At 37.8% G+C, this 18,400-nt stretch carries 21 protein-coding genes and 1 other annotated feature; of the genes, 18 read left to right on the top strand and 3 right to left on the bottom strand.

Annotated elements, in window-relative coordinates; genetic code table 11:
* Positions 1-7: 7 nt before the first annotated feature.
* Complete coding sequence (locus KH893_RS00085) at positions 8-1,228, bottom strand: LCP family glycopolymer transferase (protein ID WP_281164123.1); 1,221 nt, start codon at positions 1,226-1,228, stop codon at positions 8-10.
* Between the two features lie 189 nt (positions 1,229-1,417).
* Here KH893_RS00085 and KH893_RS00090 point away from each other — a divergent pair, with 189 nt between their 5' ends.
* From KH893_RS00090 to KH893_RS00100, 3 genes are all read left to right on the top strand, one after another.
* Entirely contained in the window at positions 1,418-2,365 is a 948-nt protein-coding gene (locus KH893_RS00090) for an AEC family transporter (protein ID WP_281164124.1), read from the top strand.
* Positions 2,366-2,610: 245 nt separating this feature from the next.
* Complete coding sequence (locus KH893_RS00095; protein WP_281164125.1) at positions 2,611-3,771, top strand: C40 family peptidase; 1,161 nt, start codon at positions 2,611-2,613, stop codon at positions 3,769-3,771.
* A 148-nt stretch (positions 3,772-3,919) separates the two neighbouring features.
* Positions 3,920-4,600, top strand: a complete 681-nt coding sequence (locus KH893_RS00100; RefSeq protein ID WP_281164126.1) for a 2,3-bisphosphoglycerate-dependent phosphoglycerate mutase — start codon at positions 3,920-3,922, stop codon at positions 4,598-4,600.
* A gap of 64 nt (positions 4,601-4,664) precedes the next feature.
* Here the strand turns inward: KH893_RS00100 and KH893_RS00105 are convergent, their stop codons facing one another.
* Both KH893_RS00105 and rpiA read right to left on the bottom strand, forming a co-directional pair.
* Entirely contained in the window at positions 4,665-5,999 is a 1,335-nt protein-coding gene (locus tag KH893_RS00105; RefSeq protein ID WP_281164127.1) for a C1 family peptidase, read from the bottom strand.
* 60 nt (positions 6,000-6,059) lie between these two features.
* Positions 6,060-6,743, bottom strand: a complete 684-nt coding sequence (gene rpiA, locus KH893_RS00110; RefSeq protein ID WP_281164128.1) for a ribose-5-phosphate isomerase RpiA — start codon at positions 6,741-6,743, stop codon at positions 6,060-6,062.
* 128 nt (positions 6,744-6,871) lie between these two features.
* On the opposite strand from rpiA, the gene KH893_RS00115 reads away from it, so the two are divergent.
* From KH893_RS00115 to rplL, 15 genes are all read left to right on the top strand, one after another.
* A complete protein-coding gene (locus tag KH893_RS00115; RefSeq protein WP_281164129.1) occupies positions 6,872-7,411 on the top strand; it encodes a dCTP deaminase/dUTPase family protein in 540 nt (179 codons plus the stop codon).
* 80 nt (positions 7,412-7,491) lie between these two features.
* On the top strand, positions 7,492-8,862 hold the full coding sequence (gene radA, locus KH893_RS00120; RefSeq protein ID WP_281164130.1) for a DNA repair protein RadA: 1,371 nt from the start codon (positions 7,492-7,494) through the stop codon (positions 8,860-8,862).
* 30 nt (positions 8,863-8,892) lie between these two features.
* Positions 8,893-10,014: a PIN/TRAM domain-containing protein gene (locus KH893_RS00125; RefSeq protein WP_281164131.1), complete on the top strand. Its 1,122-nt coding sequence runs from the start codon at positions 8,893-8,895 to the stop codon at positions 10,012-10,014.
* 106 nt (positions 10,015-10,120) lie between these two features.
* The gene (gltX, locus tag KH893_RS00130) at positions 10,121-11,614 is read left to right on the top strand and encodes a glutamate--tRNA ligase (protein WP_281164132.1); all 1,494 of its coding nucleotides are present in this window, start codon (positions 10,121-10,123) and stop codon (positions 11,612-11,614) included.
* Between the two features lie 87 nt (positions 11,615-11,701).
* Positions 11,702-13,126 (top strand): cysteine--tRNA ligase, encoded by a 1,425-nt coding sequence (cysS, locus tag KH893_RS00135; RefSeq protein ID WP_281164133.1) that lies wholly within the window; start codon positions 11,702-11,704, stop codon positions 13,124-13,126.
* Positions 13,119-13,523 carry a Mini-ribonuclease 3 gene (locus tag KH893_RS00140; RefSeq protein ID WP_281164134.1) on the top strand — a complete coding sequence of 135 codons (405 nt, stop codon included), beginning with the start codon at positions 13,119-13,121 and terminating at the stop codon, positions 13,521-13,523. The genes cysS and KH893_RS00140 overlap by 8 nt, the downstream gene beginning before the upstream one ends.
* Positions 13,520-14,269, top strand: coding sequence for a 23S rRNA (guanosine(2251)-2'-O)-methyltransferase RlmB (rlmB, locus tag KH893_RS00145; protein ID WP_281164135.1), 750 nt, complete (start codon positions 13,520-13,522; stop codon positions 14,267-14,269). Before KH893_RS00140 ends, rlmB begins: the two co-directional genes overlap by 4 nt.
* Positions 14,270-14,271: 2 nt before the next feature.
* On the top strand, positions 14,272-14,814 hold the full coding sequence (locus KH893_RS00150) for a YacP-like NYN domain-containing protein (protein WP_281164136.1): 543 nt from the start codon (positions 14,272-14,274) through the stop codon (positions 14,812-14,814).
* A gap of 55 nt (positions 14,815-14,869) precedes the next feature.
* Complete coding sequence (rpmG, locus tag KH893_RS00155; RefSeq protein WP_281164137.1) at positions 14,870-15,019, top strand: 50S ribosomal protein L33; 150 nt, start codon at positions 14,870-14,872, stop codon at positions 15,017-15,019.
* Between the two features lie 10 nt (positions 15,020-15,029).
* Entirely contained in the window at positions 15,030-15,197 is a 168-nt protein-coding gene (secE, locus tag KH893_RS00160) for a preprotein translocase subunit SecE (protein ID WP_281164138.1), read from the top strand.
* 104 nt (positions 15,198-15,301) lie between these two features.
* Positions 15,302-15,853 carry a transcription termination/antitermination protein NusG gene (nusG, locus tag KH893_RS00165; RefSeq protein ID WP_281164139.1) on the top strand — a complete coding sequence of 184 codons (552 nt, stop codon included), beginning with the start codon at positions 15,302-15,304 and terminating at the stop codon, positions 15,851-15,853.
* A gap of 118 nt (positions 15,854-15,971) precedes the next feature.
* Positions 15,972-16,397 (top strand): 50S ribosomal protein L11, encoded by a 426-nt coding sequence (gene rplK, locus KH893_RS00170; RefSeq protein WP_010581455.1) that lies wholly within the window; start codon positions 15,972-15,974, stop codon positions 16,395-16,397.
* Between the two features lie 101 nt (positions 16,398-16,498).
* Positions 16,499-17,188: a 50S ribosomal protein L1 gene (gene rplA / locus KH893_RS00175; protein ID WP_281164140.1), complete on the top strand. Its 690-nt coding sequence runs from the start codon at positions 16,499-16,501 to the stop codon at positions 17,186-17,188.
* A gap of 57 nt (positions 17,189-17,245) precedes the next feature.
* Positions 17,246-17,382, top strand: a sequence feature (ribosomal protein L10 leader region).
* 30 nt (positions 17,383-17,412) lie between these two features.
* Entirely contained in the window at positions 17,413-17,922 is a 510-nt protein-coding gene (gene rplJ / locus KH893_RS00180; RefSeq protein ID WP_281164141.1) for a 50S ribosomal protein L10, read from the top strand.
* A 50-nt stretch (positions 17,923-17,972) separates the two neighbouring features.
* Positions 17,973-18,341: a 50S ribosomal protein L7/L12 gene (gene rplL / locus KH893_RS00185; RefSeq protein ID WP_010581452.1), complete on the top strand. Its 369-nt coding sequence runs from the start codon at positions 17,973-17,975 to the stop codon at positions 18,339-18,341.
* Positions 18,342-18,400 lie beyond the last annotated feature (59 nt).

Here is an 18,400-nt window from a genome sequence, read left to right on the forward strand (position 1 = left end):
TGGGACTCTAATTACCAAAGCCGTAGCTATTTGAAGTGTCGCTAGAAAACGTTTGGCTATATTTTGAATAACTTTCGGAACTTTTTCCATAATACTGATCATTATCTGAAGCACTGTTTTCATAGTAATGACTAGTGCTTGAACGATTACTGTTATAAGAATTTCCGTAATTAGAAGAATAACTATTTATTTGACCCACAAAGTTAGCGGTTGATGGATTTAGATCCAAAGATGCTCGGATTCGATTAGAGGTTTTTCTTTTCTCTTCAGCCGTTGCGACTTGGTATGATAATCCGCCAATAGTAGCATCTTCACCTTGTAAAACATATGATTTGATTGAACCAGCAGCATCTTTATAATTTGTTTCAAGTGTAATCATATCATTATAAGTTAGGTCAGTCTGCATGTTACTTTTAACTGTTTTTAAAATTGATTTGTAATTGGTGATGGTTTTTGTTGATAAGGCTTTATTAATAATCGCTTTAATAACTTGTTTTTGCCGCTTTTGCCGCCCATAATCACCTTCAGGATCAGAATAGCGCATTCGGGAATAAGATAAAGCTTGTTTACCATTTAAAGTGACGGTTTTACCTTTCTTAACATGTGCGTAACTATAATTAAAAGTCAGCAATGGTTTAATTGTGATCCCATTTAAATCATCAACAATTTTTCTTAAGCCTCCCATATTAAGGAGTAAATAAAAATCGATGGGAATGTGTAAAGTATTTTGAATAGTTTTGATAGTTGAACTGACACCGCCAATTGTGTAAGCTGAGTTTATTTTTCCATATGAACTGCTATCACCAGCAATTTTAACTTGAGTATCACGTGGAATACTGGTTAAAGTTGCTTTTTTGGTTGTTGGATTAATAGTTGCCACAATTAATGTATCGGTTCGCCCTTTATCGGTTCGTCCTAAAGCTCCAGTATCAGTTCCAAGTAACAAAATCGATACCGGTTTTTTCTGCTTTAAGACTTGCGAAACATTTCTGAGTTTTTTGACATTTGTCTTTTGGTAAGTTTGGTGGATCGTCGTTTTGGCTTCACTTAATAGATGGTAAGCATAAGCACCGGCGCTATAAAATGAAATTAATAAAATGATTAATAATACACCACAGATTTTTTTCCTTAATATATGTGCCGGGACTTTCCGATGCAGATTATTATACGAACTTCGTCGCAGGGGAGTTTCTACAAAATCAAAATTTTTTTTATCATTTTTATCCATGGATAGGCTCCTTAACAAACAATATAAGAAAATTATACTACTAATCAGTATAACAATTAATTTGCTAATATTATTTAAAAATAAATTAATTTTTTGTAAATGAAAGCTGCTTCTTCAATCTGCTAAGAAATTATTATGTTATACTAAAAAATACATTGATTAATATCAGATTACAAAAGAGGGAAAAATATGGAAGTTTTTCTACATAGTGTTGCTGGGGTGCTAGTAATTTTAGTTATGATCGTGCTGGGATATATTTTAACTGAAAGAAATTGGTTTGATGAGAACTCTGGTCGTCTGATTGCCCGGCTAGTTACTCAAATTGCTTTACCTTGTTATATGATTATTACGATTACGCATAAGTTTACTGCTAGTCAATTACTAAAGATGATTCCTGATTTACGTTATCCAGTTATCTCAATGATGATTTTGATGCTATTAGCATTCGCCTTTGTGCAACTGTTTCATATTAAAAACGAACATGCGGGTTTATTTTCATCAATGTTTTTTAATTCAAATACGGTTTTTGTTGGCTTGCCGATTAATGAAGCTTTGTTTGGCAATGCCAGTGTCCCGTATGTTTTAGTTTATTATATGGCTAACACTACAATTTTTTGGACAATTGGGACATATTTGATCCAACGAGATGGCACGGTGGACGCAGCATTTAGTTGGAAAAAGACCTTGGGGAAAATTTTTTCTCCACCTTTACTGGGATTTATTCTAGGTGTGATCTTAGTTTTGCTGAAAATTCATTTACCAAATTTTATTGATAGCGATTTGCAATACGTTGGTGACTTGACAATTCCTTTATCAATGATTTTTATTGGCTATTCAATTTCACATGCTGGGCTATCTAAGCTAGCTTTTGGCAAGGATAATTTACTTGTTTTATCAGGAAGGTTCTTGTTTGCCCCGTTACTGATGACTTTATTAGTCATTCCAGCTTCAATGCCAACTTTAATGAAACAGGTTTTTATTCTACAATCTGCCATGCCAGTTATGACTAATGCGCCAGTGGTTGCTAGTTTATATGGCGCAGATGCAGATTATGCTGCGATCATGGTTACTGAAACAACAATTTTATCTTTAGTAATGGTTCCAGTTTTAATGGTTTTGACACAAACGATTAATTAATGTACTTATTTAAGATTGATTTTCACAGTCAAGCTCAATAAATTAATTGAGCTTGACTGTTTTTGTAATATTTGAAATATTAATGAAATATATACGCTCTTAGTGCTAATAAAATGCTATATTTGTAAAAATAATGTAAACGTTATTTGGACTTTAAAATGCTAGTATTAAAGAAGTGATTAAGCGAATTTAATTTTAATACTTATTTAACTTATTTAATTGAAATAGACGCGAGGTGTAGTTTGGTGAAAAAAGTATCACGAATCGTTTTAGCAGCGACGTTTTTGTTAACAGGAATTGGAATAACAACTAAAGCTGCTGCATCATCAACTGATGATGCAATTACAGCTGTGAATCAAAAAATCGAGGCAACGCAGAGTTCGATTGATCAGGCGCAAAAGAATATTTCAAAACTTCAATCACAGCAAACTAAAGATGAAGAAGAGATTTATTCTTTAACTGCTAATATCAATGCTCGAAAAAAGCATTTGGAACAACAAGCTCGTTCAGCTCAAGAAAATGATGCCGGATCGATAATTCAGTTTGTAACAAATTCTAAAAATTTCAGTGATGCAATCGATCGTGTTGCCGCAGTTGTTACTATGGTCAAAGCCAATAATCAAACTTTAGCTGAACAAAAAAATGACAAGCTAAAAGTGGTTGCCGATAAAGCCAAAGTTGAATCAGCGGCAGATAAACAAAAGCAACTTAATGATCAATTAAATGAACAAATGGCTAATTTGGCAGTGCAAAAAGTTGAATTGAAAGTTAAAAAAGCTAAAGAAGATGAAACTGCACGGCAAGCTGCCCAAAGTGCTCTTAAAAAAGCTCAACAAGCAGCCAAAACAGTTAAAACATCTAAAAATCAGAGTACAGTTGTTAAAGCTCTCACGACAGCAGATCAAGCAGTCAGTGAAGCAAATGATGCTACTTCAAGCACAACGACTGATAGCAGTAACAGTTCAACGACAAACCAGGAGCAAGTGGCAAATAAGACAACATCTGCAACTTCAAGTTCAGCTTCAAGTACAGCGAATGCTTCAAGTGTGGATACTAGTTCAGTCGTTGCAGCAGCTATTTCCTTGACCAAAATGAATATTCCTTATGTATATGGTGGAGCAAGTTTATCTGGAATGGATTGCTCAGGTTTGACGCAGTACGTTTATAGTAAGTTTGGCGTTAGCTTACCGCATAATGCTGCTTCACAAGCTGCAATGACAACTCGTGAAAGTGTTTCAGCTGCTCAGCCAGGAGATTTATTATTCTGGCAAAATAGCGGCGGAGTATACCATGTCGCTATTTATATTGGTGGTGGACAATTTGTTCATGCTCCGCACTCGGGAGCAAATGTCAGTGTGGGTTCAATCTCTGGATTTCCACCAAGTTTTGCTGGCCGTTTGAATTAGAAAAACAAGCGTTATAAAATTAAATAAGTATAGATTAAGGGAATGTAATTTTAAAATTACATTCCCTTTTCTAATCAAACGGCTTGTCTTCTCTTTCACAATAATTTTTGTTATGATAAGGGAAGCATATAATACGGGGAGCGGTTAGATGGTAAAGTTAGTAATCATACGTCATGGGCAAAGTTTGGCTAACCGGCTGAATGAATATACCGGTTGGACAGATTCACCTTTAACAGCTCAAGGCCGGCAAGAAGCAATCAAAGCGGGAAAATTATTGGCGTCAACTCAGATCAAATTTTCTCAGTTGCACACTTCAATGCTTTCCCGAGCAATTGAAACGTCTTATATAATTCTTGATCAAATTGATCAATGTTGGATTCCAATCAAAAAAACTTGGCGGCTTAATGAGCGGCATTATGGTGCTTTGCGTGGCTTAAACAAAGACAAAACTCGTGAGATTTATGGAAAAAAACAAGTTGCACTTTGGCGGCGCAGTTATAGCACGATACCACCATTATTGAGTCGACCTGACAATCATCAACGACGTTATCAAAATTGGCCAGAAACGATTTTACCGCGAGCAGAAAGTTTAAAAATGGCTTCCAAAAGAATTATTCCATATTGGCAAGATCAAATTGCACCGAATTTATTACATGGTAAGAATCAGCTCGTAGTTGCACATGGCAGTACTTTAAGAGCACTAATCAAATATTTAGAGGACATTGACGACCAATCAATCGATGGAGTCGAAGTCGAAAATGCGGCACCAATTATTTATGATTTGGATGACCGGTTGCAGATAAAGCATAAAACTGAATTAGGTAGCTGAAAAAAACAGCAGTGGGGTTAACCCCACTGCTGTTTTTTTGAAAGTTATTTTATTTTAAAGAAAATTAGGCTAAAGCTCCCATTGGATCCCAAGGAGCTAAAACTTTCGGTTTTTCAGCTAAAACTCGTTGCAAATTAGCTGACAAGTACTTTTTGTTAACCACAACTTGATAGCAATATTCATTCATCCAATCGTTGCTCATCACAAAGAATCCATCGTTGCCAACTTTTTTGCCCCAAGAATTTTCAACTTTCCATTTGGTTGGTTGACCATCAACAACATCAACTCCTGTTAAAACCATGGCATGCGTCATTAAACTTTCGCCATAATCTAAACGTTGTGCTTTTGTCAAATCAAAGTTGATGTCAAAAAGCTCATTTTTACGGTAAAGTTTAGTATCCATAATGCCTTTTTGTCGTTCCGATTCCTGACCAACATCACAGCCAAACCAAACGCTTTCACCAGCTTGAAGCTGCTTTAAAGCTACTGAACGGAAAGTATTCATATCAACATTTAAATGTCGAACTTGGCGGCCATCAACGACATTTCCCAACATTTCAACGGTATACATCTGATTGTATGGCTTGTCAGCAGTTGGACCATTAATGATTGAAACGTAATCATCAAGATTCCAGCCAACATATTCTTTAAAGAATTTTTGCGGGGTTAAATTTTGTTTGATATGATAATTCTGATCGGCATCACGATATTCAAAATCAAAAGTTGTTGGCGGCTCACCAAAACTGTAAGTCAACATCCGGTAATCATCGCTGAGCATCGCAGCTTTTTGCTTAGCAATTTCTGCTTCACTAGCTTTTTTAGCAACTAAAGCCCGCAGTGTAATGGCATCTTTGCGTAGTTTTAAATTGTATGTCCGATTGAACTCGCTAGATTTTGAAGAATTGTAGGTTTCAGGCATCACGGATTGCGGAACAACACCATATTTTTGGATGATTGCCACAATCATATCCCATTGTCCGCCATCTTGTTGTGGAGTAGCCATTAACCAAGCAATTTTACGATCAGTTAATGGTAGCTGAGCAGTTTTTAGCACATTTTCATAAAAATAATTAGCCTTTTCTAATTTATCCCAAAAATAGGTATAATTCTGCGACAATTCAAAATCCTTAGGGACCTTGAATTTATTTTTAATTTCGTGCCGCATAGTGTTTAAAGCTGCAAACATCCAACAGCGACCGGACTGTTTTTGGTTAGCAACATCCCCAGTATCAAGATCGATCGAAAAAACTGGTGTCATTGCTGTTTGACTTTGAAAATCGGTAGCACTGGCAAAAATTCCATTTTTAGTCACAGTCCGTTCAATCACTTGATGTTCAGGGCGTTTTTCAAGATCTGTTTGAAATTCTGTTAATAATGAAGTATCAATTGCTTTTGACAAATAAATCAGCTCCTTTAATCTAATAATCCCATTATAGGATAAATGGCATCGAGAATAAAATTAACGTGCCTGAATAATCTTTGGACCATTAACGGTTCCTATAATAATTGTATTAACTAAATCAAGAAAAAGTCCTTGTTCGACAACGCCAACTTGCTGTTTTAATTCCTGAGCCAATTGAAAGGGGCGTTCAATCTGCTGCAAATGCAAATCAATAATATAGTTGCCGGAATCAGTTCTTTTCTTTTGACCAGTTGAAGTTAATCGAAAAGTTGGTTGGTAATTTTTTTTAACAAAGCGTTCAAAAATTTTTTGACTGCCATAAGGGATGACTTCAACTGGCAATGGAAATTTGCCTAGCTTATCAACTAATTTACTTTGATCAACGATCCAGACATTTTTTTGTGAATTAGTTGCAACAATTTTTTCAAATAATAAGGCTGCGCCACCACCTTTGATTCCTTGATAGTCAGAACTGATTTCATCTGCCCCGTCAATGGTTAAATCAATATGATCGACTTGATCAACAGTCCGTAATGGAATCCCATATTTTTTGGCCAGAGAAGCAGTTGCTTTTGAGGTTACAACACCAGTAATAGTTAAATTTTCGTGTTTGATTTTTTCGCCTAGTGCTTCTACCATGTACTTAACGGTTGATCCGGTACCCAAACCAACAATCATCTGATCATGGATCAAATCGACGGCTTTGCTGCCAACTTGTTGTTTTAGCTGATCTTGATTCATAAGCTCACTCCTCGCTAGAAAATTATTAATTCTATTGGAATTATAACATAGCTGAGGTTTTAGAATCAGCCGACACTATGCTAAAATAATATTGATACTGACAATTATACTGAGAAAGAGTGATTTTAGTGAAACGTGGATTTGAAGTCGTTGGTCGCTACTGTCAAGAAAAGGTCAAATTACCAGTTCGGGCAACCAAAAATGCAGCTGGCTATGATTTTTTTGCTGCTCAAGATTTTGTTTTGCCAAGTATTTGGCGTCTAGAATTCATCAAAGTTTTATGGCAATTAAACAAAAATAAGCAGGCTTTGACGTCGCTTGAAGTACAAGCGGCGCAAGACTCTTTGCGACCGTTTTTAGTACCAACGGGGATCAAAGCCTATATGCAGCCAGATGAATTTTTAATGCTGGCTAATCGTTCCAGCAATCCTCTTAAGCGCAGTCTGATTTTACCTAATGGTGTTGGGATCGTTGATGCGGATTATTATAATAATTCTAACAATGAAGGTGAAATATTTTTTCAATTAATTAATTTTGGCTTGAAAGATCAAAAAATTAAACAGGGTGAAAAAATTGGCCAAGGCATTTTTATCCCATTCTTATTGGCTGATGATGAGCAGACGCCACAGTTAACTCGTCAAGGAGGATTTGGCTCATCGGGAAAATAAGAAAGTTTAAAAAAACTTGTCTAAGTTAACTAAAAAGAAAAGATTATGCTAGTATTATTTAGACTGAGGGAGGCCAAAAGTTGGCTAAAATTAAAACACAGTATGTTTGTCAAAAATGTGGTTATTCGTCATCTAGATATTTAGGGAAATGTCCTAACTGTGGCAGCTGGAATAGCTTAGTTGAAGAAGTTCAACAATCGGCTGCTTCAAAGCCTGGAGCTTGGCTTGCTAACTCTGCTAAATATCAACGACCGCAATTGATTAGCGAGGTCAGTTTGCAGCAAAATCCGCGGATTCAAACTGCTTCACCAGAACTTAATCGTGTACTCGGTGGCGGGATCGTTCCAGGTTCATTGGTTTTGATTGGCGGTGATCCAGGGATTGGCAAATCGACACTTTTGATGCAAGTTTCTGGTCAATTAGCCAGTAGTAAAAAAGTTCTTTATGTTTCTGGTGAAGAAAGTGCACTTCAAATCAAATTACGAGCTAAACGTTTGGCCGTCAGTCACGATCAGTTTTATTTATATCCAGAAACAAATATGCAGTTGATCAAAAAAGCTGCAGTGGACGTAAGACCTGATTTTATGGTAATTGATTCGGTCCAAACAATGCAAGAACCAGATATGCAAACAGCGGTTGGCAGTGTCTCCCAAATCAGAGAAGTTACCGCTGAATTAATGCAACTGGCAAAATCGCAAGGAATCACAATTTTTATTGTTGGTCATGTGACCAAGGGCGGTGCCATTGCTGGACCAAAGATTTTAGAACACATGGTTGATACGGTCTTGTATTTTGAGGGTGATTTGCATCACGCTTATCGAATTTTGCGTGCAGTGAAGAATCGCTTTGGATCAACCAATGAAATTGGAATTTTTGAGATGAAGGAAAATGGCTTACAGGAAGTTTTAAATCCATCGGAAATTTTTTTGGAGGAGCGTCTAAAAGGGGCGACGGGTTCAGCAGTTGTTGCTTCGCTTGAAGGAACGAGGCCAATATTGGTTGAGGTCCAATCATTGGTCACTCCGACGGCTTTTGGTAATGCCAAACGAACAACAACTGGTTTGGACCATAATCGGGTATCATTGATCATGGCAGTTTTAGAAAAAAGAGCCGGTCTACTGTTACAAAATCAAGATGCTTATTTTAAAGCGGCTGGCGGTGTTAAACTTGATGAACCCGCGATAGATTTAGGTTTGGCAGTCAGTATTGTTTCCAGCTATCGTGATCAAGAAACACAAGCCAGCGATTGCTTTATCGGTGAACTGGGCTTGACTGGTGAAATTCGACGGGTGAATCGGATTGACAGTCGAGTCGCTGAAGCAGCTAAACTTGGTTTTAAGCGTGTTTTTATTCCCAAAAATAATTTTGGCGGCTGGCAGTTGCCAACAGAAATTAAGGTTATTCCAGTCGTTACCTTGAATCAAGTTTTAAAATTAGTTTTTGGTAAATGAAATTGATCTTAATTGAAGGGAGTGAATTAGTTGAGAAAAAAAATTATTAAGATTATTTTCTTTGCTCTTGGAATTGGGGCAGGATATTCGTTTTTACCCTATTTTTGGTTGCTAATTGGTTGGCAGACCAATGTTTGGATCAATAATGCATTTGTTAATATGTTAGTTGGTTTATTGATCATGTGGCTGGTGTCATTAATTGCAACTGATCCAGTTGAGGCTGTAATCAAAAAGTTAGAAATGAATTTAGCACGGCAAAATCCTTTAACAATTATTTCAGCCAGTATTTCAACGATTATTGGCCTGCTGATCGCTGTATTGATATCGACTTTATTTTCGCATTCGCAATTATTCATTTTAAACACGATTTTGCCAATCATTTTAATGCTGATTTTAGGTTACCTTGGTTTCATTTTTGGTAAGAATCACCTTGAGGATTTAAAAAAGCTTTTGGTAATTCGGAAAAAGGATGGTTTAGTTGGCGAAAATGAAAAAAATAAGGTACTTGAACGTAAAGCCGGTGAGAACTTTCATCGCTTAAAATTACTGGATACCAATATTTTGATTGATGGTCGAATCTATGATTTGATTCAAACCGGCTTTATTGAGGGAACACTCGTAGTACCAAATTTTGTTTTGTATGAGTTGCAATATATTGCCGATTCCGCTGATAGCATCAAACGGGTTCGCGGCCGGCGTGGTTTAGACATTTTAAATAAATTGCGCAAAGAAAAAAAAGTACCCGTTGAAATGTATGAAGGTGACTTTGAGGACATTCAAGAAGTCGACAGCAAACTGATTAAATTGGCAAAATTGTTGGATGCGGTGATCGTGACAAACGATTATAATTTAAACAAAGTCAGCGAATTTCAAAATGTTGAAGTTTTAAATGTTAATGCCTTAGCTAAAGCCTTGCGACCAAGAGTTATTCCCGGCGAAAAAATGACGGTGACAGTAATCAAAAATGGAACTGAAAGGCAGCAGGGGGTTGCCTACTTAGATGATGGGACGATGATTGTTGTCGAAGATGGTCGATACTATTTAAATCAGCCAGTCGAGGTCACGGTAACCAGCGCTTTGCAAACAGACGCTGGGCGAATGATTTTTGCTAAACCAACGCATGCTACTCGTGAAATCAAAGCCAAAAATTAAAGCTGCTGGTTTTAAACTGTTTATTTTTATTGACTTTCAGTGTAAAATATTTTTGTGTAAACTATTTTGATAGTAATAATTAATAAAGAAGGAAGAGGCGCTAACATTGGCAGATAAAAAGATTCGTGTACGCTATGCTCCGAGTCCAACCGGCCATTTGCATATTGGCAATGCCCGGACTGCATTGTTTAATTATTTATTTGCTCGTCATAATAATGGGACTTTTGTAATTCGAATTGAGGATACTGATTTAAAACGGAATATAGCAGATGGTGAGCGAAGCCAACTGGAAAACTTAAAGTGGTTAGGGATTGATTGGGATGAAGGACCTGATAAACCTGGTGAGGTTGGACCTTATCGTCAATCAGAAAGAATGGCGATTTATAAACCGTTGATCCAACAGCTTTTAGATCAAAACTTGGCTTATGAATCATTTGTAACTGAAGATGAGTTGCAAAAACAGCGTGAGGAACAAAAAGCTAACGGAATTGCTCCGCATTATGTTTATGAATATGAAGGCTTGACTAATGAACAAATCAAAGCAAAACAAGCAGCATGCCGACAAGCAGGGCTAAAACCAGTTGTGCGAATCAGAGTTCCTAAGAATCGGACTTATGAATTCGACGATTTGGTCAAGGGGCCAATCAGCTTTGACTCTGATACGATCGGCGGTGATTTTGTCATTCAAAAGCGTGATGGAATGCCAACTTATAACTTTGCCGTTGTTGTGGATGACCATCTGATGAAGATCACTCACGTTTTAAGAGGCGATGATCATATTGCTAATACACCTAAGCAATTAGTAGTTTATGAGGCCTTTGGTTGGGAAGCGCCAGTCTTTGGCCATATGACATTGATCATCAATACCAAGACTGGTAAAAAGCTTTCCAAACGTGATGAAAGTGTGCTGCAATTTATTGAACAGTACCGTGAACTTGGTTATTTGCCGGACGCAATGTTTAACTTTGTTACCTTGCTAGGCTGGTCGCCAGTTGGTGAAAAAGAGATTTTTACGCGCAAACAGCTGATCAAAATGTTTGATCCTAAGCGCTTAAGTCGTTCACCGGCTTCGTTTGATGCAAAGAAGCTTGAATGGGTCAATAATCAATATGTTAAAAATGCTAAAATGGATCGAATCGCTAATGAATCGATCAAACAGCTGATCAAGGCTAAAAAATTGCCGGAAAATCCAGATTCGAAGACCGTTGCTTGGGCCCGCGAACTAACAAGTTTATTTAAGCAACAGATGTCTTATATGGGTCAAATCAATGAATTATCTGAGATTTTCTTTAATGATCCACCAGTTTTAGATGATGCATGCAAGCAGGAATTGGCTGATGAAAATGCAGCTTTAGTTTTGGCAGAGTTCATTAAGAGAGTTGAAAAAATGCCATTGTTTGATGCTGGAGAAATTCAAAATACGATTTATGATATTCAAGCGGCAACGGGTGTACGAGGACGTAAATTGTATATGCCAATCAGAATTGGGACAACTCGCAAGACACAGGGACCAGAATTAGCAGCCGCAATTGAGTTGCTTGGTCGTAAGAAAGCACTTGCTCATCTGAAACAAACTTTAGCTGAAATGAAGAATTTCTAAAGAAATGTTTTTGAATGAAAAGGTTCGAAACAGGAAGGCTTGTTTCGAACCTTTAGTTGTCATAAAACGATTGAAGGAGGCGTTAGTTTGATTCAACTGTATAATACTCTGACTAATAAAAAAGAATCTTTTCGACCACTAAGTCCTGGTGTGATTAATATGTATGTTTGTGGACCGACTGTCTATAACTATATCCATATTGGCAATGCGCGGAGTGCAATTGCTTTTGATACAATTCGCCGCTATTTTGAATTCCGTGGATTCAAAGTCAACTATGTTTCAAATTTTACCGATGTTGATGATAAAATCATTAAAGCCGCTCAGCAGCAACATTTGACAGCTTTGCAAGTGGCTGATAAATATATCAAAGCTTTTTATGCCGATACAGATGCTTTAAATATTCAGCGGGCCACGCTTAATCCACGAGTTACCAAAACAATGGCTGAGATAATTGATTTTATTCAAGTCTTGCTGGATAAAGGGTATGCTTATCAGGCGAGCGGGGATGTTTATTATCGTGCACGCCGATTTAAAAATTACGGGCAACTATCTGGTCAGTCAATCGATGAATTGGAACAAGGGGCTAGTCAACGGGTAACAGCAGTTGACGAAGCCAAAAAGGAAGATCCACTCGACTTTGCTTTGTGGAAACAAGCTAAACCAAATGAAATCTATTGGCAATCACCTTGGGGAAAAGGACGACCTGGTTGGCATATTGAATGTTCAGTCATGGCGACTCGTTTTTTAGGTGAGACGATCGATATTCACGCGGGAGGACAGGATTTAGAATTTCCACATCATGAAAATGAAATTGCTCAAAGTGAAGCTAAAACTGGTAAAAAATTTGCTAACTATTGGTTGCACAATGGTTTTGTGACAATTGGTGCGGATGATCAGAAAATGAGTAAATCATTGGGTAACTTTATTACCGTTCATGAATTGATTAAAAAAGTTGATCCACAGGTTTTACGATTCTTCATGGCGACAACGCAATATCGCCGGCCAATTCGCTATAGTCGGGAAAACTTAGCTGATGCTGCCGCTAACTTGAATAAGTTAAAAACAGCTTATCAAAATGCAGCTTATCGCTTGGCTTCTGCCAATGACGGTCCTTTAGCTCCTAAGCTCCAAGAATTTGCTGGCTTGCAACGTCAAAAATTTATTGCTGCCATGGACGATGATTTCAATGTGCAAAATGCGGTGATGGCGATTTATGAGTTGGCCAAGCAATTGAATATTTCAGTTGCAACAACCGAAGTTTCTAAACAAGATCTTTTGTGCCTGCAAGGACAGCTGCAACAATTGACCGAGGTTTTGGGGATTAAACTAACATTGCCACAAAAGGGCGAAGAATTTACTAGCAAAATCAATGATTTAGTTCAACAGCGTGACATAGCTCGGCAAAACCACGATTTTGCTCGAAGTGATTCGATTCGTGATCAATTAAAAGCGGCAGGTGTTATTTTGGAAGACACTCCACAAGGAACTAGGTGGAAACTAGCTAATGGATAAAGAAAATGTTGCTGATCAAATCAATGGAATTGCTTTAGCCTATATGGGTGATGCAATTTACGAAGTTTATGTTCGTCGTCACTTGCTACGAAAGGGAATTAGTAAACCAACTAAATTACAGCATTTAGCAACTCATTATGTTTCAGCGAAAGCCCAGGCCGAGCTGATTCAAAAGATGACCAAAGAACAGCTTTTAGAGCCAATAGAGTTAGAGATTTTTAAACGTGGTCGTAATGCCAAAAGTCATACCAGTGCTAAAAATACGGATGTAATAACTTATCGAATCTCAACTGGATTTGAAGCAGTCTTTGGCTATTTGTTCTTGCAAAATGAACAGTCACGGTTAGAAAAGTTGGCTAATTGGTGTCTTCAACAAGTAGATGAGGAGTTAAAATGACAGCAGATAACCAGAAAAGTGAATTTATCATTGGACGCCATCCAGCAATTGCAGCGTTAAACAATCAGCAAACAACGATCAACAAAATTTTTTTACAAAAGGGTCTGCAAAAAAGTTTTGCTACCCAAATTGAAAAATTGGCTAGACAGCGAAAAATTGTTATTTCCCGGGTTCCTAAAAGTCGGTTAGACGAATTGGCACCTCGACAAAATCATCAGGGGATTGTTTTAACGTTGGCTGCCTTTGCGTATACGCCATTAACTGATTTACTAGAAAAAGCTCAGTCGGCACCAGCACCATTTTTATTGATTTTGGATAATATTGAAGATCCCCATAATTTAGGCTCAATTATTCGAACAGCGGATGCAGCTGGCGTTACGGGAATAATTATTCCTCAAAGGCGAGCAGTTCAATTGACCTCAATTGTTGCCAAAACTTCAACCGGGGCAATTGAATATGTTCCAGTTGCTCGGGTAATTAACTTAGTTCAGGCTGTCAAACAATTGAAAAAAGCTGGATTTTGGATTTTTGGAACTGATGTGGCGGGTAAAGACTATCGTCAGTGGAATGCTCAAGGATCCGTTGCTTTAGTGATTGGTAATGAAGGTAAGGGGATCAGTCCGTTGTTAAAAAAACAGTGTGATGAATTGCTGACGATTCCGATGGTTGGGCATGTGCAAAGCCTAAATGCTAGCGTTGCGGCAAGTTTGCTGATTTATCAAGGATTCACTTCACGAGGAAATTAAGAATGAAAAACAATATTTTAATCGTTGATGCTTATAATATGATTGGCAACTGGCCTGAGTTGGCCAAATTAAAAAAATCCGGCCATTTAGCTGCTGCTCGCGAGCGTTTATTACACACTTTAGTTAATTATCGTCGCTTGCGAAATTATCAGCGAATGATCGTTGTTTTTGATGCAATGTATGTGCCGGGGTTGGCGAAAGAATACCGCAAATCAGGTCTAGAAATAGTTTGGACAGCAGAAGACCAAACAGCGGATTCTTATATCGAAGCATTGACCGGCAAGCTGCAAACGCGATTAACTTTGGTCACGGTGGCGACTAGCGATCAAGCAGAACAATGGACAATTTTTTCTAAGGGAGCAATTCGCATTCCGGCTTGGGAGTTTCATCAGGATATCAAACATGCCAAGCAAGAAATTCGTGACCAATCAAAAAAATACCAAGATCAAGCAAGCATGCGTCATATTCCTTGGAATCAACAGCAGCTAAAAAAAATGGAAGTTTTGCGCCGGCAACTGGAGCAAAAGAAAGACTCTCGTAATTGACAAACCATTTATTAGCGTGATAGAGTCAAATTAAGTAGATATAGGGAGAATAAAGATGGCACAAAAAAAACTAGCTCTGGCTTGTTCAGAATGTGGTTCACGTAATTACATGATCACTGCTAATCCTAATCGTACAGAACGATTAAAAGTTAAAAAGTTTTGTAAGCATTGCAATCGCCATACGCTGCATCAAGAAACCCGATAGGAGAAAAGTAATGAAATTTTATAAAAGTGTTATTCAGACAATGAAGGATACTACCTGGCCCGATCGCAAAAAAGCAGCTTTGGGCATCAAAGCTGTTGTTGTGACTTCAATTTTATTCACGATTTTTTTTGCAATCGTGGATTACGTTGTGCAAGAAATTTTACAGTTGTTTGTTTAACTTTTTGATTGAAAAGCATTTTTTATGTTATACTTAACTTTGGATGGGAAACTTCGAGGAGTCGAAGTTTTTTTATTTTGATTTCAAATTGAGGAGGAAAAATCGTGGCAGAAACTTTGGAAAAAAGATGGTATGTCTTGCATACTTATTCCGGCTATGAAAATAAAGTTAAGACAAATCTTGAATCAAGAGCACAATCAATGGGAATGGAAAATTATATTTTTCGGGTCGTTGTTCCAGAAGAAGAGGAACATGAAACGACAAAGGGTGGTAAGGAAAAGGTAGAAAATAAAAAAACATTTCCTGGTTATGTTTTAGTTGAAATGGTCATGACTGATCAATCTTGGTATGTTGCTAGAAATACACCAGGAGTAACAGGCTTTGTTGGTTCACATGGTGCCGGCAGCAAGCCAGCGCCGTTGTTGGATGATGAAGTTGAATTGATTTTGCGGCGGCTAGGGATGAGTTCGCGTCATCAAGATTTTGATGTTTCAGTTGGTGAATCAGTCACAATCGTTGAAGGAGCTTTTAAGGGCTTAGTTGGCAAAGTTACGGCGATTGACCGAGAGAAAATGAAATTGCGGGTCAATATTGATATGTTTGGTCGCGAAACAGCAACTGAATTAAATTTTGATCAAGTTGATAAATTAGTTTAAAGGGATTGTTTTCTTGATTGAGAAATTGTATACTAATAGAGTATGCTTTGTGTACATGTGGGAGGCTAAATTTAGCTAGCCATCCGTACCACGCACGGACTTTAAGGAGGTATGTACCGTGGCTAAAAAAGTTGTTAACGTTGTTAAGTTACAAATTCCTGCCGGTAAGGCAACTCCGGCACCACCAGTTGGACCTGCGTTAGGTCAAGCTGGAATCAATATTATGGGTTTCACCAAAGAATTTAATGCTCGGACGGCTGATCAGGCTGGAATGATTATTCCTGTTGTGATCAATGTTTATGAAGATCGTTCATTTGATTTTGTTACTAAAACACCGCCTGCTGCTGTTTTGCTGAAAAAAGCTGCTGGGGTTGAACATGGTTCTGGCGAACCTAATACCAAAAAAGTTGCAACTGTAACTAAAGCTCAGGTTAAGGAAATCGCTGAAACAAAAATGCAAGATCTAAACGCTGCAGATGTTGAAGCTGCGATGCGCATGATTGAAGGTACTGCACGAAGCATGGGCTTTGTTGTAGAAGACTAATTTTCTACGGCCATGCTTCTCAGACGGACTGATTGTAAAAGCAATTAAGTCAAGTGGGAGGTATATCCGTTACACCACATTTTGCAAGGAGGAAAAAACCAATGGCTAAAAAAAGTAAGAAGTATCTCGAAGCTGCTAAACAGATTGAAGCAGATAAGGTATATGGTGTTGAGGATGCGTTAACACTAGTTAAGAAAATTGATTTTGCAAACTTTGATGCAACAGTCGAAGTTGCTTATAATTTAAACTTGGATACAAAACAAGCTGATCAACAATTACGTGGAGCAGTAGTTTTGCCAAGTGGTACTGGTAAAGAACAAAAGGTGATTGTTTTCGCTCGCGGGGCAAAGGCTAAAGAAGCGGAAGCAGCAGGTGCTGACGTTGTTGGCGATGATGACCTGGTTCAAAAAATTCAGGATGGTTGGCTTGATTTTGATGTGGCTATCGCTACTCCTGATATGATGGCTAAAGTTGGTCGCTTGGGACGAGTTTTAGGACCAAAGGGCTTAATGCCAAACCCTAAGACTGGGACTGTTACGATGGATGTAACAAAAGCAGTCAGTGAATCAAAAGCCGGTAAGGTAACTTACCGGACCGACAAAGCTGGTAATGTTCATGTTCCATTAGGTAAAGTATCTTTTGAAGTTGCCGCTTTAGCTGCAAACTTTAAAGCAATTCAAGATATTATTGCTAAGTCACGTCCAGCATCTGTAAAGGGACAGTATATTAAGCATGTTTCACTGGCTTCAACATTTGGACCAAGTGTCACACTTGATATTAGTGCATTATAAAATTAATTATTGATTATTAGTTGACTTTGATCAATTTATATGTTAAATTGATTGAGGTCAATTTTTATGGCTCTACCTAAGACTCAGGTGGCGTTGTTGCCTTAATATCTACCTGCCGAGGAGTAATGAATGATTATTTACTTGGAATCTTTTACTCTATGTCTTGGGTGACATAGAGTTTTTTTGTAGAAAGCCTGACCAATTCAAGATGGGAGGTGAAATTTGTGAGTAAAGAAGTTATTGCTAAAAAGGCTGAAATCGTTGATGGCCTTGCAAAGAAGTTTCAGGACTCAGTTTCTGTTATCGTTGTTAACTATCGTGGAGTGACTGTTGAAGAAGTTACCGAATTACGTAAGCAATTACGTGAGGAGGGCGTTGAACTTCGGGTTGTTAAAAACACCTATTTGAAGCGTGCAGCGGATAAAGTTGGCTTTGAGGGTTTGGATGAAACATTTACCGGTCCAACAGCAGTTGCATTTTCAAGTGAAGATGTTGTTGCTCCAGCTAGAATCTTAGCTAAATTTGCTAAGGATATTGATGCTCTTGAACTTAAAGGCGGTATTATTGAAGGCAAGGTTGCCTCATTGGAAGAAATCAAGGAAATTGCCAAACTGCCAAATCGCGAAGGCTTGTTATCAATGCTTGTTTCAGTCTTGCAAGCACCTGTTCGCAACTTTGCATATGCAGTTAAAGCCGTTGCTGAGAATAAGGAAGAAAACGGCGATGCAGCATAGAGCAGTTAGTTATTAATAATTTAAAACATATAAAATCGGAGGAAATAAAAATGGCATTGGATAAGGATAAAATCATTGCTGATTTAAAAGATGCTAGCATTCTTGAATTGAATGACCTAGTTAAAGCTATTGAAGATGAATTTGGTGTTTCAGCTGCTGCTCCAGTTGCAGCTGCAGGTGCAGCAGGCGGTGCTGCTGAAGAAGAAAAGACATCATTTGATGTTGAATTGACTGAATCTGGTGATCAAAAGATCAAAGCCATCAAAGCTATTCGTGAAATTACTGGTCTTGGTTTGAAGGATTCTAAAGCCTTAGTCGATAACGTACCTTCAATCGTTAAAGAAGGCGTTTCTAAAGACGAAGCTGAAGATCTTAAATCTAAACTTGAAGCTGTTGGTGGAGTTGTTACTCTTAAATAGTTTTTAGTTTTAGCAAGAAGTCATGAGCCTTTGCTTGTGGCTTTTTTTGTTAACCGTCT

It is taken from the genome of Liquorilactobacillus sicerae (assembly GCF_029916425.1).
GTDB lineage: Bacteria > Bacillota > Bacilli > Lactobacillales > Lactobacillaceae > Liquorilactobacillus > Liquorilactobacillus sicerae.